Raw genomic sequence first — 16,734 nt, forward strand, 5'->3', positions numbered from 1 at the left:
AAACACAAAATAACCGAGGAATTCGCTCAAATTAATGAGCGATTCCTCGGTTTTCACTTTATTAAAAGTAAGAGACCTATTTTTTCAGTGGACTCGATCATGACCTAGGGCTTTTTCTATGCCCTTTAGCTCCGTCTGTTTGATGTTCTCCCTAGTACATTCCATACAGTAGGGTGATGTATAACCATCTGGCTTTTTGAATTGTACTAGGTTAATCTGATGGGTTGGGCAAAGCTCATCAGTGACCTTTATTTTTTCATTGAGCTGGTCTGTATTCAGTAATTCCATTGTTTCTCCTCTCCGTCAGTAGATAAACGGGTCTTGAATATCATCGTCAGACTGACCTTGTTTCTTTTGCTGAAACAGTCTCTGTTCATCTTCGACTTGTACCATGGTTCTAATACCATTCTGTCGCCAGTTCTTGAGTATTGAATTGATATAGCTAAAAGATCGCTTGCCGTTATCTGCAGCCTTGTCTATGGCAATCTTGATAACCTCTAGCTCCATGCCGTCAAGAGTGAGATAGTCGGTCAATATCTGATACTGTTGTCCGTCTATAATCCCTATACGCTTTTGGTAATAGTTAGAGATTTCAGCAGTAGGAGCCGAAGAAGTTTTTTTCTCTATCTCTTCTTCTATCTCTTTCTCTATCTCTTTCTCTATCTCTTTCTCTGTTGGACACGAGTTGGAAATTGTCAAAGATGGTTGGACTTCTTCCAATTTTGCTTTTTTTCGTTGTTCACGTTTATAGTTTGCCCAGTTTGTTTCACTCTCAACCAAGGCTTTTGCCTGCGGTAGTTCTGCGTTTTTATCTTCATCAACTTGTATTAGACCACACTTAGTAAAGTATGCCATGGTCATATCTATATCATCTTCCGATACGTCTAATTTTAGGGCTAACTCTTCCTTGAGATTGTCAAAGTAACCCTCATAGTATAAAATACAGTCACTTTCTAAGCTCTCTAGCATGAGCCTAATATAAATCACCGTCATAGTGTACCCACCAGGTACCGTTTTTAGTCTCTTGATAAAAATATTATCAAAAAATTTCTTATCAATTTTTAGCCAAAAATATATTTTAGTTTTTGCCATTCTCCACCCCCAGAAACTTCCAGATGTCCGTAACTTTGTAATAGATTTTCCTAGTATCTTCTAGTGGGGGCTGGTATCGTCTTAGCCCTGCTTTTTCCCACTTTTGGAGCGTCAAATATTTTATATCTAACTCGTCCATGACTTCCTGAGCTGATATTAAGCCTGTCAGTCGTGGTTTGAGTCTGTCACGCGCTTCAAGGTATCTTTCCACTACCTCCAGAATGCCATGCGCTAAGTCTTGCTCACTTTCTCGGCTTAGGCTAAACATATCCGCCCACCTCCTTCAAGGTTTCTTTGTAGCTTTCTAGGTCGCTGTTCATCAACACTGCTAGTCGCTTGCTCTCCTCCTGTACTTGGTTGTAAAATGCCTTAGCGCCATCTAGTAGTTCGCCTTTATTCGCTGGGATAAAGTACCCACTAAAAATACCACATCTAACCCCCACAATAGGGATGTTATGCTTGACTACTAGGCGCTTGATGATGTCACGTACTGTTCTTTCTGTTAGCTTAGTTATAAGGCTGATTTCTGCCCCTGTTATGGAGTTCTCAGCCCCTACCTTGATTAGTCTTAATACTCGTTTGTCATTCTCTGATAGACTCATTCTGTTCCTCCTCTCCTTTGCTTTTATTCAAAAAGGTTATTTGTCCGCTCGCTATCCCTTGCAAAATATCTTTTTGAGTTTCTATGATTGTATCCAAGGTTTTCAAAATAGCTGTCTTACTCTCTAAATCCAGCGTTTGTTTTGTCAACAAGCCCATAGTTACAGCTAACTTTGTTGCATTGTCCATACACGTAGCTAGAAAAATATCTTTAGTAAAATAAGGTTCATCTGGTATTTTTTCACTATCAAGGTATATCTTCACTGTGTAACTCATTTCATTCCTCCGTAAACTCTTACCCCTGCAAGCTGGATATAACGCCCATAATCAGGGTTTAAATCCTCGCTAGGTGTTTCTATCGTCCGTTTCCTTTCTCGCTCAAATTGGGCGCTTTTTTTGCGGTCTCGGTGGTTTAGATAAAGCAGCAAGCCAATCAGTACCACGGAAAAGATAAGCGCCTGTGTGTTGGTTAAATCTAGTTCGTTCATGTTATGCCCTCGCTTGATAATTCTTAATATATTCCACTTGTTTTTCACGTTTCATCTTCAGGTATTCGTCTACCTCATCAGTGCTTACTTTTCGATCTACAAAATCAGTAATAAACTGGAAGAGGTTGGGGCGTTTCTCCTTGATTTCAGCCATTAGTTCATCAAATTCTGCTTGTGTCATGTTGGCTAGGTCTATTGTCATTGCATTGCCTCCTAATCAATCATCATTCCACGAGTATATAAGGATGAGTCTGTCCATGAATCCAAAACGTTCTTTTTCCCTCGTTTTTTTCTTGCGATATCAACCGCTATAACTTCCCATACATAATTAAATACTTGGTCTGGAGTCATAGGGTAGTCATTCTCTTTAGTTATTTCAGCTAGGTAAGTGTTTAAGAAAAGAAATCCATCAAAGTTGGAAAGTAGCTTTATAAACTTAGTATCACCCCAATAATTTCTGTAATAAGACTCTTCTCGTTCTTCTAGTTCTCCTATTACTTCAGCAACTACTCTCTGTTTCATCCTTTCCGTCTGTTCCTTAAGTGTTTCCTGTTGTTCACGGTATTCTGTGCTAGTTAGTTCATTGTAGACATCATCCAAGTCGTTCAATACTCTACTAATTTCTCTTTTAGCTAATGCAGTTCCATCTCCTACAAGAATTTCTTGTATTTCTTCTAAATTTGTTGAAATAGCTTCTAATTGATCTGCTATCATGTTTTTCCTCCGTTGGCCTTTTAATTGTCGTTTACTATCCAGGATATCCTCACACTCAAGATTGCCGTCGGAGAGTGTGGGGATTTTTAATGGTTGTTTCTTATACAGTTTTTCTTGCCTACAGCCTCATGCTCTCGGTCGCCAAATTTCTGAACGTGGGGCTTTTTGAGTTGTTTCTTATAACGCTAATCCTCACGCTCAGACTCGCCAAATTGAAAGCGTGAGAAAGTACCAGTTTAAAGAGTTGGCGCTCTCCGTATGGTCAAAATGCCCTAGATATGCTATAATCTAGTTATAAATCTTTACTAAAACCTCTTTGATAATAGCTTGCCTGCTTTGTTAAATTCGTTTTAGTGTTAGTGTGAAAGGCTCTGCGGTGTGGTTATTGCTAAGCCTTTTTTGTTGCTCTCACGCGCTTCTTTGGCGTGTTTTTTTATTTCTGAATGCCATAGCTTTGATTTCCTGATAACTCATATTCAAGCCAATCATGGCTATTACCATATCCTCAAATGCCTGGTATTGCTCCAGCTCGTCACTGGTCAAGCTATCAATACCGTTATAGCCCCCACGTTCTTCCCTTAACTGCTTAGCGTTCCTGTCGGTTACTGCTTTTAGTAGCAGGTTGTTCATGGTGCTATGCGCGTGCTTTGGGGCTTGTTCCCAGTTCTCAATACTGTCATGCAAGGTTTTTCTTTTTGGCTTTTCTAGCGCCCTCTGCATACGAAACTTAGAAAGTTCCTCACGCATTTCAAAGAATGCTTTGACTAGGTTCATCTTAAAACGCCTTACTGGTTCGGTGTTCTTTAAGTAAGTGATCAGCAAAGTAGCTTGTTGTTCATTTAAGCGATAGATTTTCATTGGTCGCCCTCGCCCATCTAATTTACGGATTTCAAATCCGATTATTCCGTAGCTTTCAAAATCCTCTTGATGATTTCTTATTAAGCTTTGTACTGTATCGTGTTTAACCTCAGCGCATTCAGCAATGATCTCGCTTGTAGTATACGGCTCTTTCTTGCCGTCCATGTAAACAATGTTCATGGTGTCCCTCCTAATCTTCAACGGTAAGTAGTTCGTCAATGGTAACGCCTAGATACTCGGCTACCTTTTGCAAGGTTTCAATATCTGGGCGCTTTGTGCGTTCATAGTATAGTGATATGAGTGCGCTTTTTGATATGCCTGTTGCCTTGTGAACGTCACTAACTTTTTTACGTTGTTTTGCTAATATGACACGAAAATTATTGTTCATATCGTCAACCCCTCTCATTATTATTCTATGCAATAATTATCGCATAGAATAATAATAACCAATAAAAAATAAATTGTCAACAAAAAAATTATTCTTTGCGATAATTTTTTATTGTGTATTTCAGAAGATAATTGTAAAATGTATCTAAGGAGGGATGGTTGTGATAAAAAATAATTTAGCAAATATCTTGAAGACAAAAGAAAAAACAGCTGCATGGCTATCAGTTAAAACTGGAATAACTCCAGCAGCCTTGTCTAAAATTGTTAATAACAGCAGTACAAAAATAGATTACATAACATTAAATAAAATTTGTTTGGCGCTAAAAATAGAACCAAAGGATTTTTTTGACTTTTTACCCTATGATTACGAAGTAGAAAGTATATACGATAATAAAGATATAAAAGTTTCTCTAAAATCATTTGAATTAGATGAAAAGCCTAACAGTTCTCAAATAGAGAGTTTGGATTTTTATCAGCATCAAGCAGATAATATAGATATTGAAGTTAGTTGTGATTTTGGGTTAGAAGTTAATTTTATGAATACCCCAATGGGAGATAATTTTAGTATCTGGTATATTTCAGCTTACTTTTATGATTTGGATTATAATTCATTTACTGTTAGCATAGATATTGATGATGATAGTATAGGCTTTCTAAAAAAATACATTGCACCATATGATAAGGGCGAATTATTTAAAATAATTAAGCGTGAAATAATTTCAAAAATTCAATCCAATTATTTCGATTGGTTCGAAAATCAATATGGAAAAGTTAGTAAAGAAGAATATGGATTTTTAAAATCATTAAATTGGTGGATTGGTGAAGGTACTCAGGATTACAAAGTGAATGATGAAGATATTCAAATAATGATTGATATTGAAAAGAAAGACTAACCCACGCGCCACAATGTTCAACAATCCTGAAGCGCGTGCTTTCTCGTGGTTCGCTCGTGCTTCAACTAAAAACCCCATTGTTGAGCATTTTGTTGATGTCAACAAATGTCAACTACTCACAATATTTTAGAAAGGATCTCATGAACGAATTACAATTCTTAATCTATACTGCTGAAAACGATAGCGAGACAGCTAGTGTCATCATCAAAGGCGAAACAATTTGGGCTAGTCAGAAAGAAATGGCTCGCTTGTTTGATGTCGGTGTTCCTGCAATTAGTAAACACCTAAAAAATATCTTTGAAGAGGGCGAATTAGAAGAAAAAGCAACTATTTCCAAAATGGAAACAGTTCAAATAGAGGGTAGTCGTGAAGTTGTACGCCAAGTTGATTTCTATAACCTTGACGCCATCATTTCAGTTGGTTACCGTGTCAATTCCCAAAAAGCTACGAGATTTAGACAGTGGGCTACTTCGGTACTTCGTGAGTACATGATAAAAGGGTTCGCCATGGATGACAACCGTCTGAAACAAGGCGAAAACTTGCTGGAAAAAGACTATTTCCGTGAGCTCTTGGAGCGCGTGCGCTCTATCCGAGCTAGTGAGCGTCGTATATGGTTACAGATTACAGATATTTTTGCAGAAATCTCTATTGACTATGACCCACAAAGTACATTGACTAAGCAATTCTATGCTGATGTACAGAATAAGTTTCATTATGCAATCACTGGCCAAACTGCTGCGGAAATTATCTACACGAAAGCAGACCATACAAAAGACAACATGGGACTTACAACATGGAAAAACTCCCCTAACGGTCGCATACTGCAAGCAGATACCCAAATAGCAAAGAATTACCTTTCAGAAACAGAAATCCGCTCCCTTGAAAGAGGAATATCTAGCTATTTTGATTATCTGGAAAGACAGATAGAACAGCGAAAAGCTCAGACAATGCAACAACTAGCCCAAAGCATTGACCGCTTTTTGACTTTCCAAGAATACGATATTTTAGAAGGTCATGGGAAAATCACTTCCAAGGTTGCGAAAGATAAAGCAAAAGCAGAATACCAACTATTCAACAAAACTCAAAAGATAAACTCGGACTTTGAAAAAACTTTAAAACAGCTAACTGACGATAAAAAACTTTAAATACAGGCCTGTTTACTATAAACAAGCCCATATTAGCCTCATATCCACCTTGTTTCCAACTCTGGTATTATTTACCGTCTGACTACTTAAAAACGAAAATAAGGGGGTTCTCGTAGCCCCTAGCATGATATAAAACCTTTTTGATAATAGCTTGCCTGCTGATGTATTTTAGAAAGGTTTATCATCATGAAAATAACTGAAGTTATAAAAAAAGACGGTAGTAAAGTCTATCGTGCTAATGTATATCTAGGAGTTGACCAGATAACAGGAAAGAAAGTCAAAACCAAGGTAACAGGTCGGACACAAAAGGAAGTAAAACAGAAAGCCAATCAAGAAAAAATAGCTTTTCAGAAAGCAGGATCTACCAGACAAAAGGCTAGCACCATAAAAAACTATCAAGAATTGGCAACTCTCTGGTTGGAAAGTTATAAGAATACGGTTAAGCCAAACACTCAAGGCAATGTTAGAAAGCTAATCGCTAATCATATATTGCCTATCTTTGGGGCTTACAAGCTCGATAAGCTCACTACTCCACTTATCCAGTCCATTATCAACGAACTTGCTGACAAGACCAATAGAGGGGAAAAAGGGGCTTTTCTACACTATGACCAGATACACGCTTTAAACAAACGTATCTTACAGTATGGCGTAACCATGCAAGCTATACCGTCCAATCCTGCCCGTGATGTTGTTTTACCTCGTAACACTCAGAAAATAAAGCGGAAAAAAGTAAAGCACTTTGAAAATCAAGAACTAAAAAAGTTTCTTGGTTATCTCGATAATTTAGATACTCATAGATACCGTTATTACTATGAGACGACGCTCTATAAGTTCCTATTGGCTACTGGTTGCCGTATCAATGAGGCTCTAGCGCTTAGCTGGTCTGATATTGACTTAGACGGTGCCGTTGTACACATCACCAAAACACTAAATCGGGATTTAGAAATCAATAGCCCAAAATCTAAGGCTAGTTATCGGGATATAGATATAGATCAAGCGACTGTTAGCATGCTGAAGCAGTACAAACTACGCCAAACTAAAAAGGCTTGGAAGATAGGGCAACGTGAAAGCGTGGTATTTTCGGATTTCATTCATGAGTATCCTAGCAGTTCAAGACTTAAAAGAAGATTGCAAACACATTTTAAGCGTGCTGATGTTCCGAATATAGGTTTTCATGGTTTCCGTCACACTCACGCTAGTCTCTTGCTTAACTCTGGAATACCATACAAAGAACTCCAGTACCGCCTAGGTCATTCCACTTTATCAATGACCATGGATATATATAGCCACCTCTCAAAAGAGAACGCAAAAAAAGCAGTATCATTCTACGAAACTGCACTAAAAGCACTATAGGGGGAGCAAAAAGGGGAGCAAATTTAAAAATCAACATTTCAAGACAAAGTAAAAATCCAATAGCAACAGGATTTTTGTTAGATTTATTTTGAAAAAGGCCGATTTTGTAGTATAATAGTACGGTGTGAAAAAATCTGAAAAATGAGAAAGGATAAGGGATATGAAACAAGTTTTTCTCTCTACAACAACTGAATTTAAAGAGATCGATACGCTTGAACCGGGTACTTGGATCAATCTCGTCAATCCGACTCAAAATGAATCACTCGAAATCGCCAACGCCTTCGATATCGATATTGCAGACCTTCGAGCACCGCTCGATGCGGAAGAAATGTCTCGTATTACGATTGAAGACGAGTACACCCTGATTATCGTAGACGTGCCGGTCACAGAGGAAAGAAATAATCGCACCTACTACGTAACCATCCCGCTTGGTATTATCATCACCGAGGAAACAATTATCACTACGTGTTTGGAACCATTACCAGTCCTTGATGTCTTTATCAACCGTCGATTGCGTAATTTCTACACTTTCATGCGTTCGCGTTTTATCTTTCAGATTCTTTATCGCAATGCAGAGCTTTACCTAACAGCCCTTCGTTCAATCGACCGTAAGAGTGAGCAAATCGAAAGTCAACTGCATCAATCAACTCGTAATGAAGAATTGATTGAGCTCATGGAATTGGAAAAAACCATCGTCTATTTCAAAGCCTCACTTAAAACAAATGAGCGTGTGATTAAGAAATTGACCAGCTCAACCAGCAATATCAAGAAATACCTTGAGGACGAAGATCTGCTTGAAGATACCCTGATTGAAACCCAACAGGCCATCGAGATGGCAGACATTTATGGAAACGTCTTGCACTCTATGACAGAGACCTTCGCCTCTATCATTTCCAATAACCAGAACAACATCATGAAAACCTTGGCCCTTGTGACCATCGTCATGTCCATCCCAACCATGGTCTTTTCTGCCTACGGGATGAACTTTAAGGATAATGAAATCCCCCTAAATGGCGAACCGAATGCCTTCTGGTTAATCGTCTTTATCGCCTTTGCTATGAGTGTCTCGCTCACTCTCTATCTCATCCATAAAAAATGGTTCTAAGAGGAGTTCCTATGTCTCAGATTGATCTACAAAAATTAACAAAGAAAAACCAAGAGTTTGTCCACATCGCTACCCAACAATTCATCAAAGATGGAAAAACAGACGCTGAAATCAAGGCTATTTTTGAGGAAGTCATTCCTCAAATTCTTGAAGAGCAAGCCAAGGGTACGACTGCTCGTTCCCTCTATGGCGCACCGACTCACTGGGCTCATAGTTTCACTGTCAAGGAACAATATGAAAAAGAGCATCCAAAAGAAAATGATGATCCAAAATTGATGATTATGGACTCAGCTCTTTTCATCACTAGCCTCTTTGCCCTCGTCAGCGCCCTCACAACCTTCTTCTCAGCAGATCAAGCTTTCGGTTATGGATTGATTACCCTCCTCTTAGTTGGACTGGTTGGTGGATTTGCCTTCTACTTGATGTACTACTTTGTTTACCAATATTATGGACCAGATATGGACCGCAGTCAACGTCCACCTTTCTGGAAATCTGTACTGGTTATCCTAGCTTCTATGTTCCTTTGGTTGCTTGTCTTCTTTGCAACAAGCTTCCTACCAGCTAGCCTTAACCCAGTACTTGCTCCATTGCCACTCGCTATTATCGGAGCAGCCCTCCTAGCCCTTCGCTTCTATCTTAAGAAACGATTGAACATCCGAAGCGCAAGTGCAGGACCAACACGCTATTAAGAAGAATGATAAAAGCAACTGCAGGCGCGGTTGCTTTTTCACTTACTTTTTTGATTTTAAAGTATTCTTCTGACATCCCACATAGCTTTCTCTCATCTTTTGTGATAAAATAGGTTCAATCTATTTCTAGGAGGATGAGATATGATTTCTACTATTGGTATTGTTAGTTTATCTAGTGGCATTATCGGAGAGGACTTTGTCAAACACGAAGTGGACTTGGGTGTCCAACGTCTCAAGGACTTGGGACTCAATCCTATCTTTTTGCCCCATTCGCAAAAAGGATTAGACTTTATCAAGGACCATCCTGAAGTGCGTGCAGAGGATTTGATTCATGCCTTTTCTGATGATAGCATCGACATAATCCTATGCGCCATCGGTGGAGACGATACCTATCGCTTACTACCTTATCTTTTTGAAAATGACCAACTACAAAAGGTTATCAACCAAAAAATATTTCTTGGCTTCTCGGATACAACCATGAACCATCTCATGTTACACAAACTAGGAATTAAGACTTTTTATGGTCAATCCTTCTTAGCAGACATTTGTGAATTAGACAAAGAAATGCTGACCTATAGCCTCCACTATTTTAAAGAATTGATTGAGACGGGAAGAATCTCAGAAATCCGCCCTAGCGATGTTTGGTATGAGGAACGAACTGACTTTAGTTCCAAGGCTCTGGGGACACCTCGTGTCAGTCATGAAAATACTGGCTTTGACTTGTTGCAAGGAAATGCCCAGTTCGAGGGAAAAATCCTCGGTGGTTGCCTCGAATCCCTCTACGATATCTTTGACAACTCTCGATACGCAGACAGCACGGAGCTCTGCCAAAAATACAAACTTTTCCCTGACTTGTCAGACTGGGAAGAAAAAATCCTCTTGCTAGAAACAAGCGAAGAAAAGCCTGAGCCAGAAGACTTCAAAAAGATGTTGCAGACTTTAAAGGAAACTGGGATATTCGAGGTCATCAGTGGACTCTTGATCGGAAAACCTATGGATGAAACTTTCTATGACGACTATAAAGAGGCACTATTGGATATTATTGACAGCAATATCCCGATTCTCTATAATCTGAATGTCGGCCACGCAACTCCAAGAGCAATTGTCCCCTTTGGAGTCCATGCCTATGTAGATGCAAAAGAGCAAGTCATTCGCTTTGACTATAACAAAAAATAAATAGTTTCTCTATTTTTGTGCTTTTGTATTCGTTTTCGTTACAATTTGTATCTGAATTTATTGCATTTCGCTAATTTCTATGATATCCTTTTGAAGGAGGTGTATATGACAAAACAAAAAATTAATCGAATCGTAGGTTCTATTGGTGCCTTTATTGGAATTATAGTATTTATTGCCTACATACCTCAAATTATCGCTAATTTACAGGGAAATAAAGCTCAACCATTTCAACCTTTATCAGCTGCTATATCTTGCTTAATCTGGGTTATTTATGGATGGACAAAGGAACCTAAGAAGGATTGGATACTAATCATTCCAAATTCAGCTGGTGTTATTTTAGGTGGAATCACTTTTTTGACTTCACTCTAACAAATCTAATAGTATATATAAAAAGCTGGGAAAAATTTCTCAGCTTTTTTCTATATTCTCAGATATGCTAGTTACCTGTACACACTAGTAACCGCTTTTCCATTCACAATCATTCTCGTGGTCATCAACTAGCCCTGCTGCTTGTAGAAAAGACAAGACCGCGACTGGGCCTGTGAACTTGAAGCCTCGCTTTTTAAGATCTTTGGCTAATTTTTCAGACAAAGGTGTTTTAGCTGGGGCTTGGCGGTAATCGGGAACATCGTTAACGATCGTTTTCCCCTCAACAAAAGACCAAAGATAGGTATCAAAAGAGCCGTACTCTGCCTGTAGTCGTAGAAAGGCTTGGGCGTTAGCGTGTGTAGCAAAAATCTTGGCTCTATTTCGGATGATGGCTGGATTCTCCAGCAAGGCTTCCAATTCAGCGTCTGTCATCTCTGCGACCGCTTGAATGTGATAGCCATGAAAGGCTTCTCGGAAAGCTTGGCGTTTGTTGAGCACCGTTTCCCAAGACAGGCCTGCCTGATAGGTTTCCATACACAACAACTCAAACAATGCTTGATCATCATGGAGGGGCTGCCCCCACTCTTCATCATGGTAGGCAATGTAGAGCGGATTGGTCATCTTGACCCACGAACAACGTTTTGTCATGCTTTGCTCCTATTTGACCAACATTTTAAGGGCCGACTTGATATAGTTCTCAGCTGTATCTGTCGTTCCTTCAAAGAATTTCTTGATTTTCTTGAGTTCGGTCGCCTTGTAGCCCAGTGCCAACATGGCTTCCATAGCTTCTTCCAGTTCTTGGTTTTCAGCGCTAGCTTGCACTGCGACCTTAGCAGGAAGGTCATCTCCTGCAACTACTACCTTGCCTTCCAAGTCCAGCACCATCTGCTGGGCTGTTTTCTTACCAATTTTAGGAAATTTTGTCAAATAAGTGATGTTCTTGGTTTCGATGGCTTGAACCAAGCCAGCATTGTCATCAGCAGCGATAATAGCCAGAGCTGATACAGGACCAATCCCAGAAACCGAAATCAGACTGAGAAAGAGCTTTTTCTCGTCTTCTGAGCGAAATCCATAAAGTAGATGGGCGTCCTCACGCACGACCTGATGAACATAAATTTGAGCTTCTTGGTTAACCTGACCTGAGTAGGCATAGGGGTTAGCTACATGCAGGATATAACCGATACCGTTGACTTCAAGCACAATGTATTTGGCAGTGATTTTGGTAATGATTCCTTTTAAATATTCGTACATAGTTTTCCTTTTAGTTTAATATTTCCCCAACTCACGGAGACTGGTGTGATTTTCCTGAATGCGTCGGAACATCTTTTCCATATCCGACTTGGTAAAATGCACCAAAACAGGACGTCCGTGGGGACAGTTGTAGGGATTGTCACATTGAGAAAGTTGATAAAGGAGCTGTCTGGCCGAATGATCATCAATACGATGGTTGGCCTTGATAGACCGCTTGCAAGACATCATGATAGCCAGCTCTGCTCGGTATTTCTTGATAGAAACTTCCTTAGTCAAAAGGAGCATGTCGCACATCTCATAGATACCTGATTCAATCTCCTCCTCTGCCATCCAAATAGGATGTTCACGCAGAATAAATTGATTTTCCCCGTACTCTGCTAGAAAGACACCTACTTCCTCCAACAGTGCCATTCTTTCCTTGAGACGAAGGGCATCATCCGCTGGAAATTCAAAGATGTAGGGCACTAGAAGTTGCTGCTGGCTCTGGTCAACATCACCAATGCTTTCACGATACTCCTCGTACTTGACCCGTTCCTGCGCCGCATGTTGGTCTATGATGTAAAGTCCATCTCGCCCTTGGGCAAAGAGATAGGTTCCATGCATCTGTCCGAAAAATTCCAACTCTGGGAAGCTTGAAGATTCTTCTCGCTCCAGTTTGTCATAAGCCTTATCAAGACTAGCTAGGTCTAACTCCGGATGGTCTAATTGGTCATAGTTAGCAGGCTTTCTCTCTGCAAAATGCAGTTTTGCTGGCTTGGTCAATTGGTCCAAGGTTTCCTTGGCAAACAGGGTCAAATCCTGCCCTTCCTCAGTCAATTCTACCTGATAATCAGCTACTTCAGCTTGACTAGGTCTTGTCGGCTCAGTATTCTCATAGTAGAGCGTATTTTCTTTGAGTGGGAGAATGGTCTGCTCCACCTTTTGACGATTGCGCACAGTCGATTTGGCAAGATTTTCCAAGGCATCTGGTATCAAGGTTTGTTCCTTGAGACTGTTTGCAATAGCTTCTGAGACCAGGGTCATTAGTTCTTTTTCCTTGGAAATCCGCACCTCTTGCTTGGTCGGATGCACATTGACATCCGCTAGATAGGGGTCAATATGGATATGAATGACAGCCAGTGGAAAACGCCCCACCATGAGCTTACTACCATAACCGTCAAGAATAGCACGATTGAGTAAAAAGTTCTTGATATAACGGCCATTGATGAAGAGACTGATATAATTGCGATTGGCCCGAGTTAACTCAGGCAAGGACACAAAGCCAGAAATTTCGAAATCAAGATCCGAATTCTCAATTTCAATCATCTTCTTGGCACTCGCCAAACCGTAAATCCCTGCGATTGCTTGTCGCAGTTGACCAGTCCCAGCTGTCCGCGTCATTTCCTTGCCATCACTAATCAAGCTAAAAGAAATCTCAGGATGGGCCAAACCCAGACGATTGACAATATCAATGATATGAGACAGCTCCGCTTGCTGACTCTTCATATACTTGAGGCGGGCAGGCGTGTTGAAAAAGAGGTCCTCCACACAAACCTTGGTTCCCACAGGACTAGTCGCTGGGATGACTTCCTCAACTTCACCCCCACGCGCGACTAGCTTGGTCCCGTGACTTGCGCCATCCACCGCAGTCAACAGAGTCAAAACACTAACAGACGCTATAGAAGGCAGGGCTTCACCTCGAAAACCAAGCGTCCGAATCCGAAAGAGATCTGCCTGATTTTTTATCTTACTGGTCGCATGACGACGCAGGGCCAATTCCACCTCATCGTGGGCAATTCCATGACCATTATCTGTGATTTGAATCTTCTTAAGACCTGCTTCCTCAATCTCAACGATAATCTGGCTAGAGCCCGCGTCAATGGCGTTTTCTACCAGCTCCTTAACAACGCTAGCTGGACGCTCGATAACCTCTCCTGCCGCAATCTGGTTTGCCAACACCTCTGGTAATTCAATAATATGAGACATCTTTCAGCCCCTTTCTGTATCTGTTTTCCTAGAAATTGATAGTGCTATTATACCATATTTCAGATAGGACAGAAAAGCTAGCACCACATAGAAGCCAAATCCCTCCACATAGACAAAGTCCCTTGCCAGGTGTCGTAAAATAGTGTTTAATAAAGGTGTACAAGAAGTGATCACAATTTTGTATAAAAAACAAGGAGAGAAATTTATGAAAGTAGAACTACAGATTAGTGAAACTTACGAAGAGGAAAGACTGATTGTCCAAGCACCTCAGCCGACAGATAAAATCCAGAAAGTCATCGAGTTCGCAGAAAATCTTGACCAAAAAGAAACAATCAAAGGGAAAATCGATAATCAGGTCTATCTCGTTGAGATTGGCAAGATTCAACGCTTCTATATCGAGAATCGGAAGGTTCTAGCAGAAACCGCGAGTCAGACCTACAGCATTGATTTGCGACTCTATCAGGTCCTTGAAATTCTGCCAACAACTTTTATCCAAATTTCCCAATCAGAAATCATCAATATCGATTTCATCTCTCATCTCAAGCTCACCCCCAACGGTCTGGTAGAAATCTTTCTAAAAAACGAAAGCTTCACCTACTCTTCACGCCGTTACCTAAAAACCATCAAGGAGAAATTAGAACTATGAAAAAACAAACCTTCCACGACGCAGCTACTGGTGTCCTCATCGGTCTCATCCTCTCTATCATCTTTTCACTCATTTATGCACCAAGTACCTACGCCCCGTTAAGTCCCGACTCTCTGATCGGACAAATGATGGCTCAACATCAGGTTCACGGTGCCTTGGTCTTGCTCTACTGCACACTGATCTGGGCAGCCATTGGTATTCTCTTCAACTTTGGCAAGCGATTATTCAGCCGTGACTGGAGCTTGCTCCGTGCAACTCTGACTCATTTCTTCCTCATGCTAGTAGGTTTTATCCCATTAGCAACCCTAGCAGGTTGGTTCCCCTTCCACTGGATTTTCTATCTCCAACTCATTATCGAGTTTGCGATTGTCTACCTCATCATTTGGACTATTTCCTATAAAAGAGCATCAAAAAAAGTAGACCATATCAATCAACTCTTGGAGCATAGAAAATAGGAATATCATAATAAGCAAATCCGAGAAAGAAACTTCTCGGTTTTTCTTTATCCTTCTGCACCTTACTATCATAGCAGTTATTTTCAGATCTTCTTTGTAAATTTTCTGTAATTTTCTATCTTTTTTCAAAATATTCTTGCATTTTTCCAAAGTTTTTTGTAGAATATAGATTACATATCCAGATTATTCTGAAAATTCAAAAAGGAGTATTTATCATGTCACAAGCTATTTCATTAAATCAATCAACCTGGACAAGTAAACTAAAAGCAATGGGACCTGGAATCCTAATGGCTTCTGCTGCTGTTGGCGGTTCTCACATTGTATCTTCCACTCAAGCTGGTGGTTCTTATGGGTGGTCGCTACTCCTCTTGGTCATCTTAGCCAATGTCTTTAAATATCCATTTTTCCGTTTTGGTGCTGAATACACAGCTGATACCGGAAAGACTTTGGTTGAAGGTTATGCCGAAAAAGGAAAACTCTATCTCTGGATTTTCTTTATCCTAAATGTCTTTTCGGCTATGGTCAACACAGCTGGTGTCGCCATTCTGTGCTCAGCTATCATCGCCAGCGCCTTCCCAATGATCGGTCTTAGCATTACTCAGTGGTCTCTCATTCTCGTTGCCATCATTTGGGCTATGCTACTCTTTGGAGGCTACAAACTCTTAGACGGCATGGCAAAATGGATCATGTCAGCTTTGACCATTGCAACTGTTCTTGCAGTTATCATCGCAACGGTCAAACATCCAGAATACAGTTCTAATTTTGTCGAGAAAACACCTTGGCAAATGGCAGCTCTACCCTTCATCGTTTCCCTCTTAGGATGGATGCCAGCTCCTATTGAAATTTCAGCTATCAATTCACTTTGGTCTGCTGAAAAGAAAAAGACCGTCAACTTTAACACAGAGGACGCTCTATTTGACTTTAACGTTGGTTACATTGGAACAGCTATCCTAGCTGTGTTCTTTGTAGCACTGGGAGCACTGATTCAATATCCTACAGGGCAAGCAGTTGAAGCCGCTTCAGCCAAATACATCTCTCAATTCGTGGGCATGTATGCCTCTGTTCTTGGCGAATGGTCCCGTTACTTGATTACCTTTATTGCCTTCCTATGTATCTTTGGAACAGTTATCACTGTTATCGATGGCTATTCTCGTGTCAATCAGGAATCTCTCCGACTGCTAATCAGTCAAAAAGAAGACAATCGTAAATCTTTGAACATCTGGATGACCATCACTGCTATCATCGGTATCGTCATTATCAAGTTCTTCGCTGGTCAGGTTTCAACCATGCTCCGCTTTGCTATGATTGGTTCTTTCCTGACAACACCATTCTTCGCTCTTTTAAACTACGCCTTGGTAACGCGTGAAAACAAAAATCTTCCTTCTTGGCTCAAACACCTTGCCATTGCAGGATTGATTTTCCTCTTTGGCTTCGCCATCTTCTTTATCTACGCACTCGCAATCGGAAAAGCAGGATAACTAACAAGCTCTAGATGAAGATAAGGTTTCATTTCAAGAGAAAATTCAGTAAATATTTCTATGATAAAAA

Annotated in this window: 23 protein-coding genes; 10 read left to right on the forward strand and 13 right to left on the reverse strand. The window is 40.3% G+C overall.

All coding sequences use genetic code 11. The features are described 5' to 3' along the window. Positions 1 to 84 precede the first annotated feature (84 nt). The 10 genes from B7695_RS01460 to B7695_RS01505 all read right to left on the reverse strand — a co-directional run bounded on the left by B7695_RS01460 (position 85) and on the right by B7695_RS01505 (position 4,140). Positions 85 to 288: a hypothetical protein gene (locus B7695_RS01460; RefSeq protein ID WP_239822256.1), complete on the reverse strand. Its 204-nt coding sequence runs from the start codon at positions 286 to 288 to the stop codon at positions 85 to 87. Positions 289 to 303: 15 nt separating this feature from the next. After that, positions 304 to 1,092, reverse strand: coding sequence for a DnaD domain protein (locus tag B7695_RS01465; RefSeq protein ID WP_084889427.1), 789 nt, complete (start codon positions 1,090 to 1,092; stop codon positions 304 to 306). Then, complete coding sequence (locus tag B7695_RS01470; RefSeq protein WP_050222797.1) at positions 1,079 to 1,360, reverse strand: hypothetical protein; 282 nt, start codon at positions 1,358 to 1,360, stop codon at positions 1,079 to 1,081. Before B7695_RS01470 ends, B7695_RS01465 begins: the two co-directional genes overlap by 14 nt. After that, complete coding sequence (locus B7695_RS01475; protein WP_049543979.1) at positions 1,353 to 1,694, reverse strand: helix-turn-helix domain-containing protein; 342 nt, start codon at positions 1,692 to 1,694, stop codon at positions 1,353 to 1,355. The genes B7695_RS01470 and B7695_RS01475 overlap by 8 nt, the downstream gene beginning before the upstream one ends. Further along, complete coding sequence (locus tag B7695_RS01480) at positions 1,675 to 1,968, reverse strand: hypothetical protein (protein ID WP_084889428.1); 294 nt, start codon at positions 1,966 to 1,968, stop codon at positions 1,675 to 1,677. Before B7695_RS01480 ends, B7695_RS01475 begins: the two co-directional genes overlap by 20 nt. Then, positions 1,965 to 2,180, reverse strand: a complete 216-nt coding sequence (locus B7695_RS01485) for a hypothetical protein (protein ID WP_084889429.1) — start codon at positions 2,178 to 2,180, stop codon at positions 1,965 to 1,967. The genes B7695_RS01480 and B7695_RS01485 overlap by 4 nt, the downstream gene beginning before the upstream one ends. Position 2,181: 1 nt before the next feature. Then, on the reverse strand, positions 2,182 to 2,382 hold the full coding sequence (locus B7695_RS01490; protein WP_084889430.1) for a hypothetical protein: 201 nt from the start codon (positions 2,380 to 2,382) through the stop codon (positions 2,182 to 2,184). An 11-nt stretch (positions 2,383 to 2,393) separates the two neighbouring features. Beyond that, positions 2,394 to 2,894 (reverse strand): hypothetical protein, encoded by a 501-nt coding sequence (locus B7695_RS01495; RefSeq protein WP_084889431.1) that lies wholly within the window; start codon positions 2,892 to 2,894, stop codon positions 2,394 to 2,396. Positions 2,895 to 3,302: 408 nt separating this feature from the next. After that, positions 3,303 to 3,932 carry a Rha family transcriptional regulator gene (locus B7695_RS01500; protein WP_084889432.1) on the reverse strand — a complete coding sequence of 210 codons (630 nt, stop codon included), beginning with the start codon at positions 3,930 to 3,932 and terminating at the stop codon, positions 3,303 to 3,305. Positions 3,933 to 3,942: 10 nt separating this feature from the next. Next, complete coding sequence (locus tag B7695_RS01505; protein WP_084889433.1) at positions 3,943 to 4,140, reverse strand: helix-turn-helix domain-containing protein; 198 nt, start codon at positions 4,138 to 4,140, stop codon at positions 3,943 to 3,945. Between the two features lie 160 nt (positions 4,141 to 4,300). Here B7695_RS01505 and B7695_RS01510 point away from each other — a divergent pair, with 160 nt between their 5' ends. The 7 genes from B7695_RS01510 to B7695_RS01540 all read left to right on the forward strand — a co-directional run bounded on the left by B7695_RS01510 (position 4,301) and on the right by B7695_RS01540 (position 10,869). Continuing rightward, positions 4,301 to 5,032, forward strand: coding sequence for a helix-turn-helix domain-containing protein (locus B7695_RS01510; protein ID WP_007284901.1), 732 nt, complete (start codon positions 4,301 to 4,303; stop codon positions 5,030 to 5,032). Between the two features lie 140 nt (positions 5,033 to 5,172). After that, entirely contained in the window at positions 5,173 to 6,177 is a 1,005-nt protein-coding gene (locus B7695_RS01515) for a virulence RhuM family protein (protein WP_084889434.1), read from the forward strand. 186 nt (positions 6,178 to 6,363) lie between these two features. Continuing rightward, a complete protein-coding gene (locus B7695_RS01520) occupies positions 6,364 to 7,530 on the forward strand; it encodes a tyrosine-type recombinase/integrase (RefSeq protein ID WP_084889435.1) in 1,167 nt (388 codons plus the stop codon). Between the two features lie 160 nt (positions 7,531 to 7,690). Continuing rightward, positions 7,691 to 8,635: a magnesium transporter CorA family protein gene (locus tag B7695_RS01525; RefSeq protein ID WP_000815623.1), complete on the forward strand. Its 945-nt coding sequence runs from the start codon at positions 7,691 to 7,693 to the stop codon at positions 8,633 to 8,635. Between the two features lie 11 nt (positions 8,636 to 8,646). Beyond that, entirely contained in the window at positions 8,647 to 9,324 is a 678-nt protein-coding gene (locus tag B7695_RS01530; RefSeq protein WP_050220387.1) for a DUF1129 domain-containing protein, read from the forward strand. 141 nt (positions 9,325 to 9,465) lie between these two features. Further along, a complete protein-coding gene (locus B7695_RS01535) occupies positions 9,466 to 10,500 on the forward strand; it encodes a S66 family peptidase (RefSeq protein ID WP_084889436.1) in 1,035 nt (344 codons plus the stop codon). A gap of 105 nt (positions 10,501 to 10,605) precedes the next feature. Beyond that, positions 10,606 to 10,869, forward strand: coding sequence for a SemiSWEET family transporter (locus B7695_RS01540; protein WP_000166114.1), 264 nt, complete (start codon positions 10,606 to 10,608; stop codon positions 10,867 to 10,869). Positions 10,870 to 10,953: 84 nt separating this feature from the next. Here the strand turns inward: B7695_RS01540 and B7695_RS01545 are convergent, their stop codons facing one another. The 3 genes from B7695_RS01545 to mutL are packed head-to-tail and all read right to left on the reverse strand — an operon-like array spanning position 10,954 to position 14,085. Continuing rightward, entirely contained in the window at positions 10,954 to 11,517 is a 564-nt protein-coding gene (locus B7695_RS01545) for a DNA-3-methyladenine glycosylase I (RefSeq protein WP_084889437.1), read from the reverse strand. Positions 11,518 to 11,526: 9 nt separating this feature from the next. After that, positions 11,527 to 12,120 carry a Holliday junction branch migration protein RuvA gene (gene ruvA / locus B7695_RS01550; RefSeq protein ID WP_000273423.1) on the reverse strand — a complete coding sequence of 198 codons (594 nt, stop codon included), beginning with the start codon at positions 12,118 to 12,120 and terminating at the stop codon, positions 11,527 to 11,529. A gap of 15 nt (positions 12,121 to 12,135) precedes the next feature. Further along, a complete protein-coding gene (gene mutL, locus B7695_RS01555) occupies positions 12,136 to 14,085 on the reverse strand; it encodes a DNA mismatch repair endonuclease MutL (protein ID WP_084889438.1) in 1,950 nt (649 codons plus the stop codon). A 205-nt stretch (positions 14,086 to 14,290) separates the two neighbouring features. Between mutL and B7695_RS01565 the strand changes: the two genes are divergently transcribed. The 3 genes from B7695_RS01565 to B7695_RS01575 all read left to right on the forward strand — a co-directional run bounded on the left by B7695_RS01565 (position 14,291) and on the right by B7695_RS01575 (position 16,664). After that, entirely contained in the window at positions 14,291 to 14,731 is a 441-nt protein-coding gene (locus B7695_RS01565) for a LytTR family DNA-binding domain-containing protein (protein WP_084889439.1), read from the forward strand. Continuing rightward, entirely contained in the window at positions 14,728 to 15,186 is a 459-nt protein-coding gene (locus tag B7695_RS01570) for a DUF3021 domain-containing protein (RefSeq protein WP_084889440.1), read from the forward strand. The genes B7695_RS01565 and B7695_RS01570 overlap by 4 nt, the downstream gene beginning before the upstream one ends. Positions 15,187 to 15,401: 215 nt before the next feature. Then, positions 15,402 to 16,664, forward strand: a complete 1,263-nt coding sequence (locus B7695_RS01575) for an NRAMP family divalent metal transporter (protein ID WP_084889441.1) — start codon at positions 15,402 to 15,404, stop codon at positions 16,662 to 16,664. The last annotated feature ends 70 nt before the right edge of the window (positions 16,665 to 16,734 follow it).

The organism is Streptococcus mitis (assembly GCF_002096845.1).
GTDB classification, from domain to species: domain Bacteria; phylum Bacillota; class Bacilli; order Lactobacillales; family Streptococcaceae; genus Streptococcus; species Streptococcus mitis_A.

Coding starts and splice junctions, on each gene's coding strand:
- B7695_RS01460 (WP_239822256.1), bottom strand. CDS start 288: ATGGAATTACTGAATACAGACCAGCTCAATGAAAAAATAAAGGTCACT.
- B7695_RS01465 (WP_084889427.1), bottom strand. CDS start 1,092: ATGGCAAAAACTAAAATATATTTTTGGCTAAAAATTGATAAGAAATTT.
- B7695_RS01470 (WP_050222797.1), bottom strand. CDS start 1,360: ATGTTTAGCCTAAGCCGAGAAAGTGAGCAAGACTTAGCGCATGGCATT.
- B7695_RS01475 (WP_049543979.1), bottom strand. CDS start 1,694: ATGAGTCTATCAGAGAATGACAAACGAGTATTAAGACTAATCAAGGTA.
- B7695_RS01480 (WP_084889428.1), bottom strand. CDS start 1,968: ATGAGTTACACAGTGAAGATATACCTTGATAGTGAAAAAATACCAGAT.
- B7695_RS01485 (WP_084889429.1), bottom strand. CDS start 2,180: ATGAACGAACTAGATTTAACCAACACACAGGCGCTTATCTTTTCCGTG.
- B7695_RS01490 (WP_084889430.1), bottom strand. CDS start 2,382: ATGACAATAGACCTAGCCAACATGACACAAGCAGAATTTGATGAACTA.
- B7695_RS01495 (WP_084889431.1), bottom strand. CDS start 2,894: ATGATAGCAGATCAATTAGAAGCTATTTCAACAAATTTAGAAGAAATA.
- B7695_RS01500 (WP_084889432.1), bottom strand. CDS start 3,932: ATGAACATTGTTTACATGGACGGCAAGAAAGAGCCGTATACTACAAGC.
- B7695_RS01505 (WP_084889433.1), bottom strand. CDS start 4,140: ATGAACAATAATTTTCGTGTCATATTAGCAAAACAACGTAAAAAAGTT.
- B7695_RS01515 (WP_084889434.1), top strand. CDS start 5,173: ATGAACGAATTACAATTCTTAATCTATACTGCTGAAAACGATAGCGAG.
- B7695_RS01520 (WP_084889435.1), top strand. CDS start 6,364: ATGAAAATAACTGAAGTTATAAAAAAAGACGGTAGTAAAGTCTATCGT.
- B7695_RS01525 (WP_000815623.1), top strand. CDS start 7,691: ATGAAACAAGTTTTTCTCTCTACAACAACTGAATTTAAAGAGATCGAT.
- B7695_RS01530 (WP_050220387.1), top strand. CDS start 8,647: ATGTCTCAGATTGATCTACAAAAATTAACAAAGAAAAACCAAGAGTTT.
- B7695_RS01535 (WP_084889436.1), top strand. CDS start 9,466: ATGATTTCTACTATTGGTATTGTTAGTTTATCTAGTGGCATTATCGGA.
- B7695_RS01540 (WP_000166114.1), top strand. CDS start 10,606: ATGACAAAACAAAAAATTAATCGAATCGTAGGTTCTATTGGTGCCTTT.
- B7695_RS01545 (WP_084889437.1), bottom strand. CDS start 11,517: ATGACAAAACGTTGTTCGTGGGTCAAGATGACCAATCCGCTCTACATT.
- ruvA (WP_000273423.1), bottom strand. CDS start 12,120: ATGTACGAATATTTAAAAGGAATCATTACCAAAATCACTGCCAAATAC.
- mutL (WP_084889438.1), bottom strand. CDS start 14,085: ATGTCTCATATTATTGAATTACCAGAGGTGTTGGCAAACCAGATTGCG.
- B7695_RS01565 (WP_084889439.1), top strand. CDS start 14,291: ATGAAAGTAGAACTACAGATTAGTGAAACTTACGAAGAGGAAAGACTG.
- B7695_RS01570 (WP_084889440.1), top strand. CDS start 14,728: ATGAAAAAACAAACCTTCCACGACGCAGCTACTGGTGTCCTCATCGGT.
- B7695_RS01575 (WP_084889441.1), top strand. CDS start 15,402: ATGTCACAAGCTATTTCATTAAATCAATCAACCTGGACAAGTAAACTA.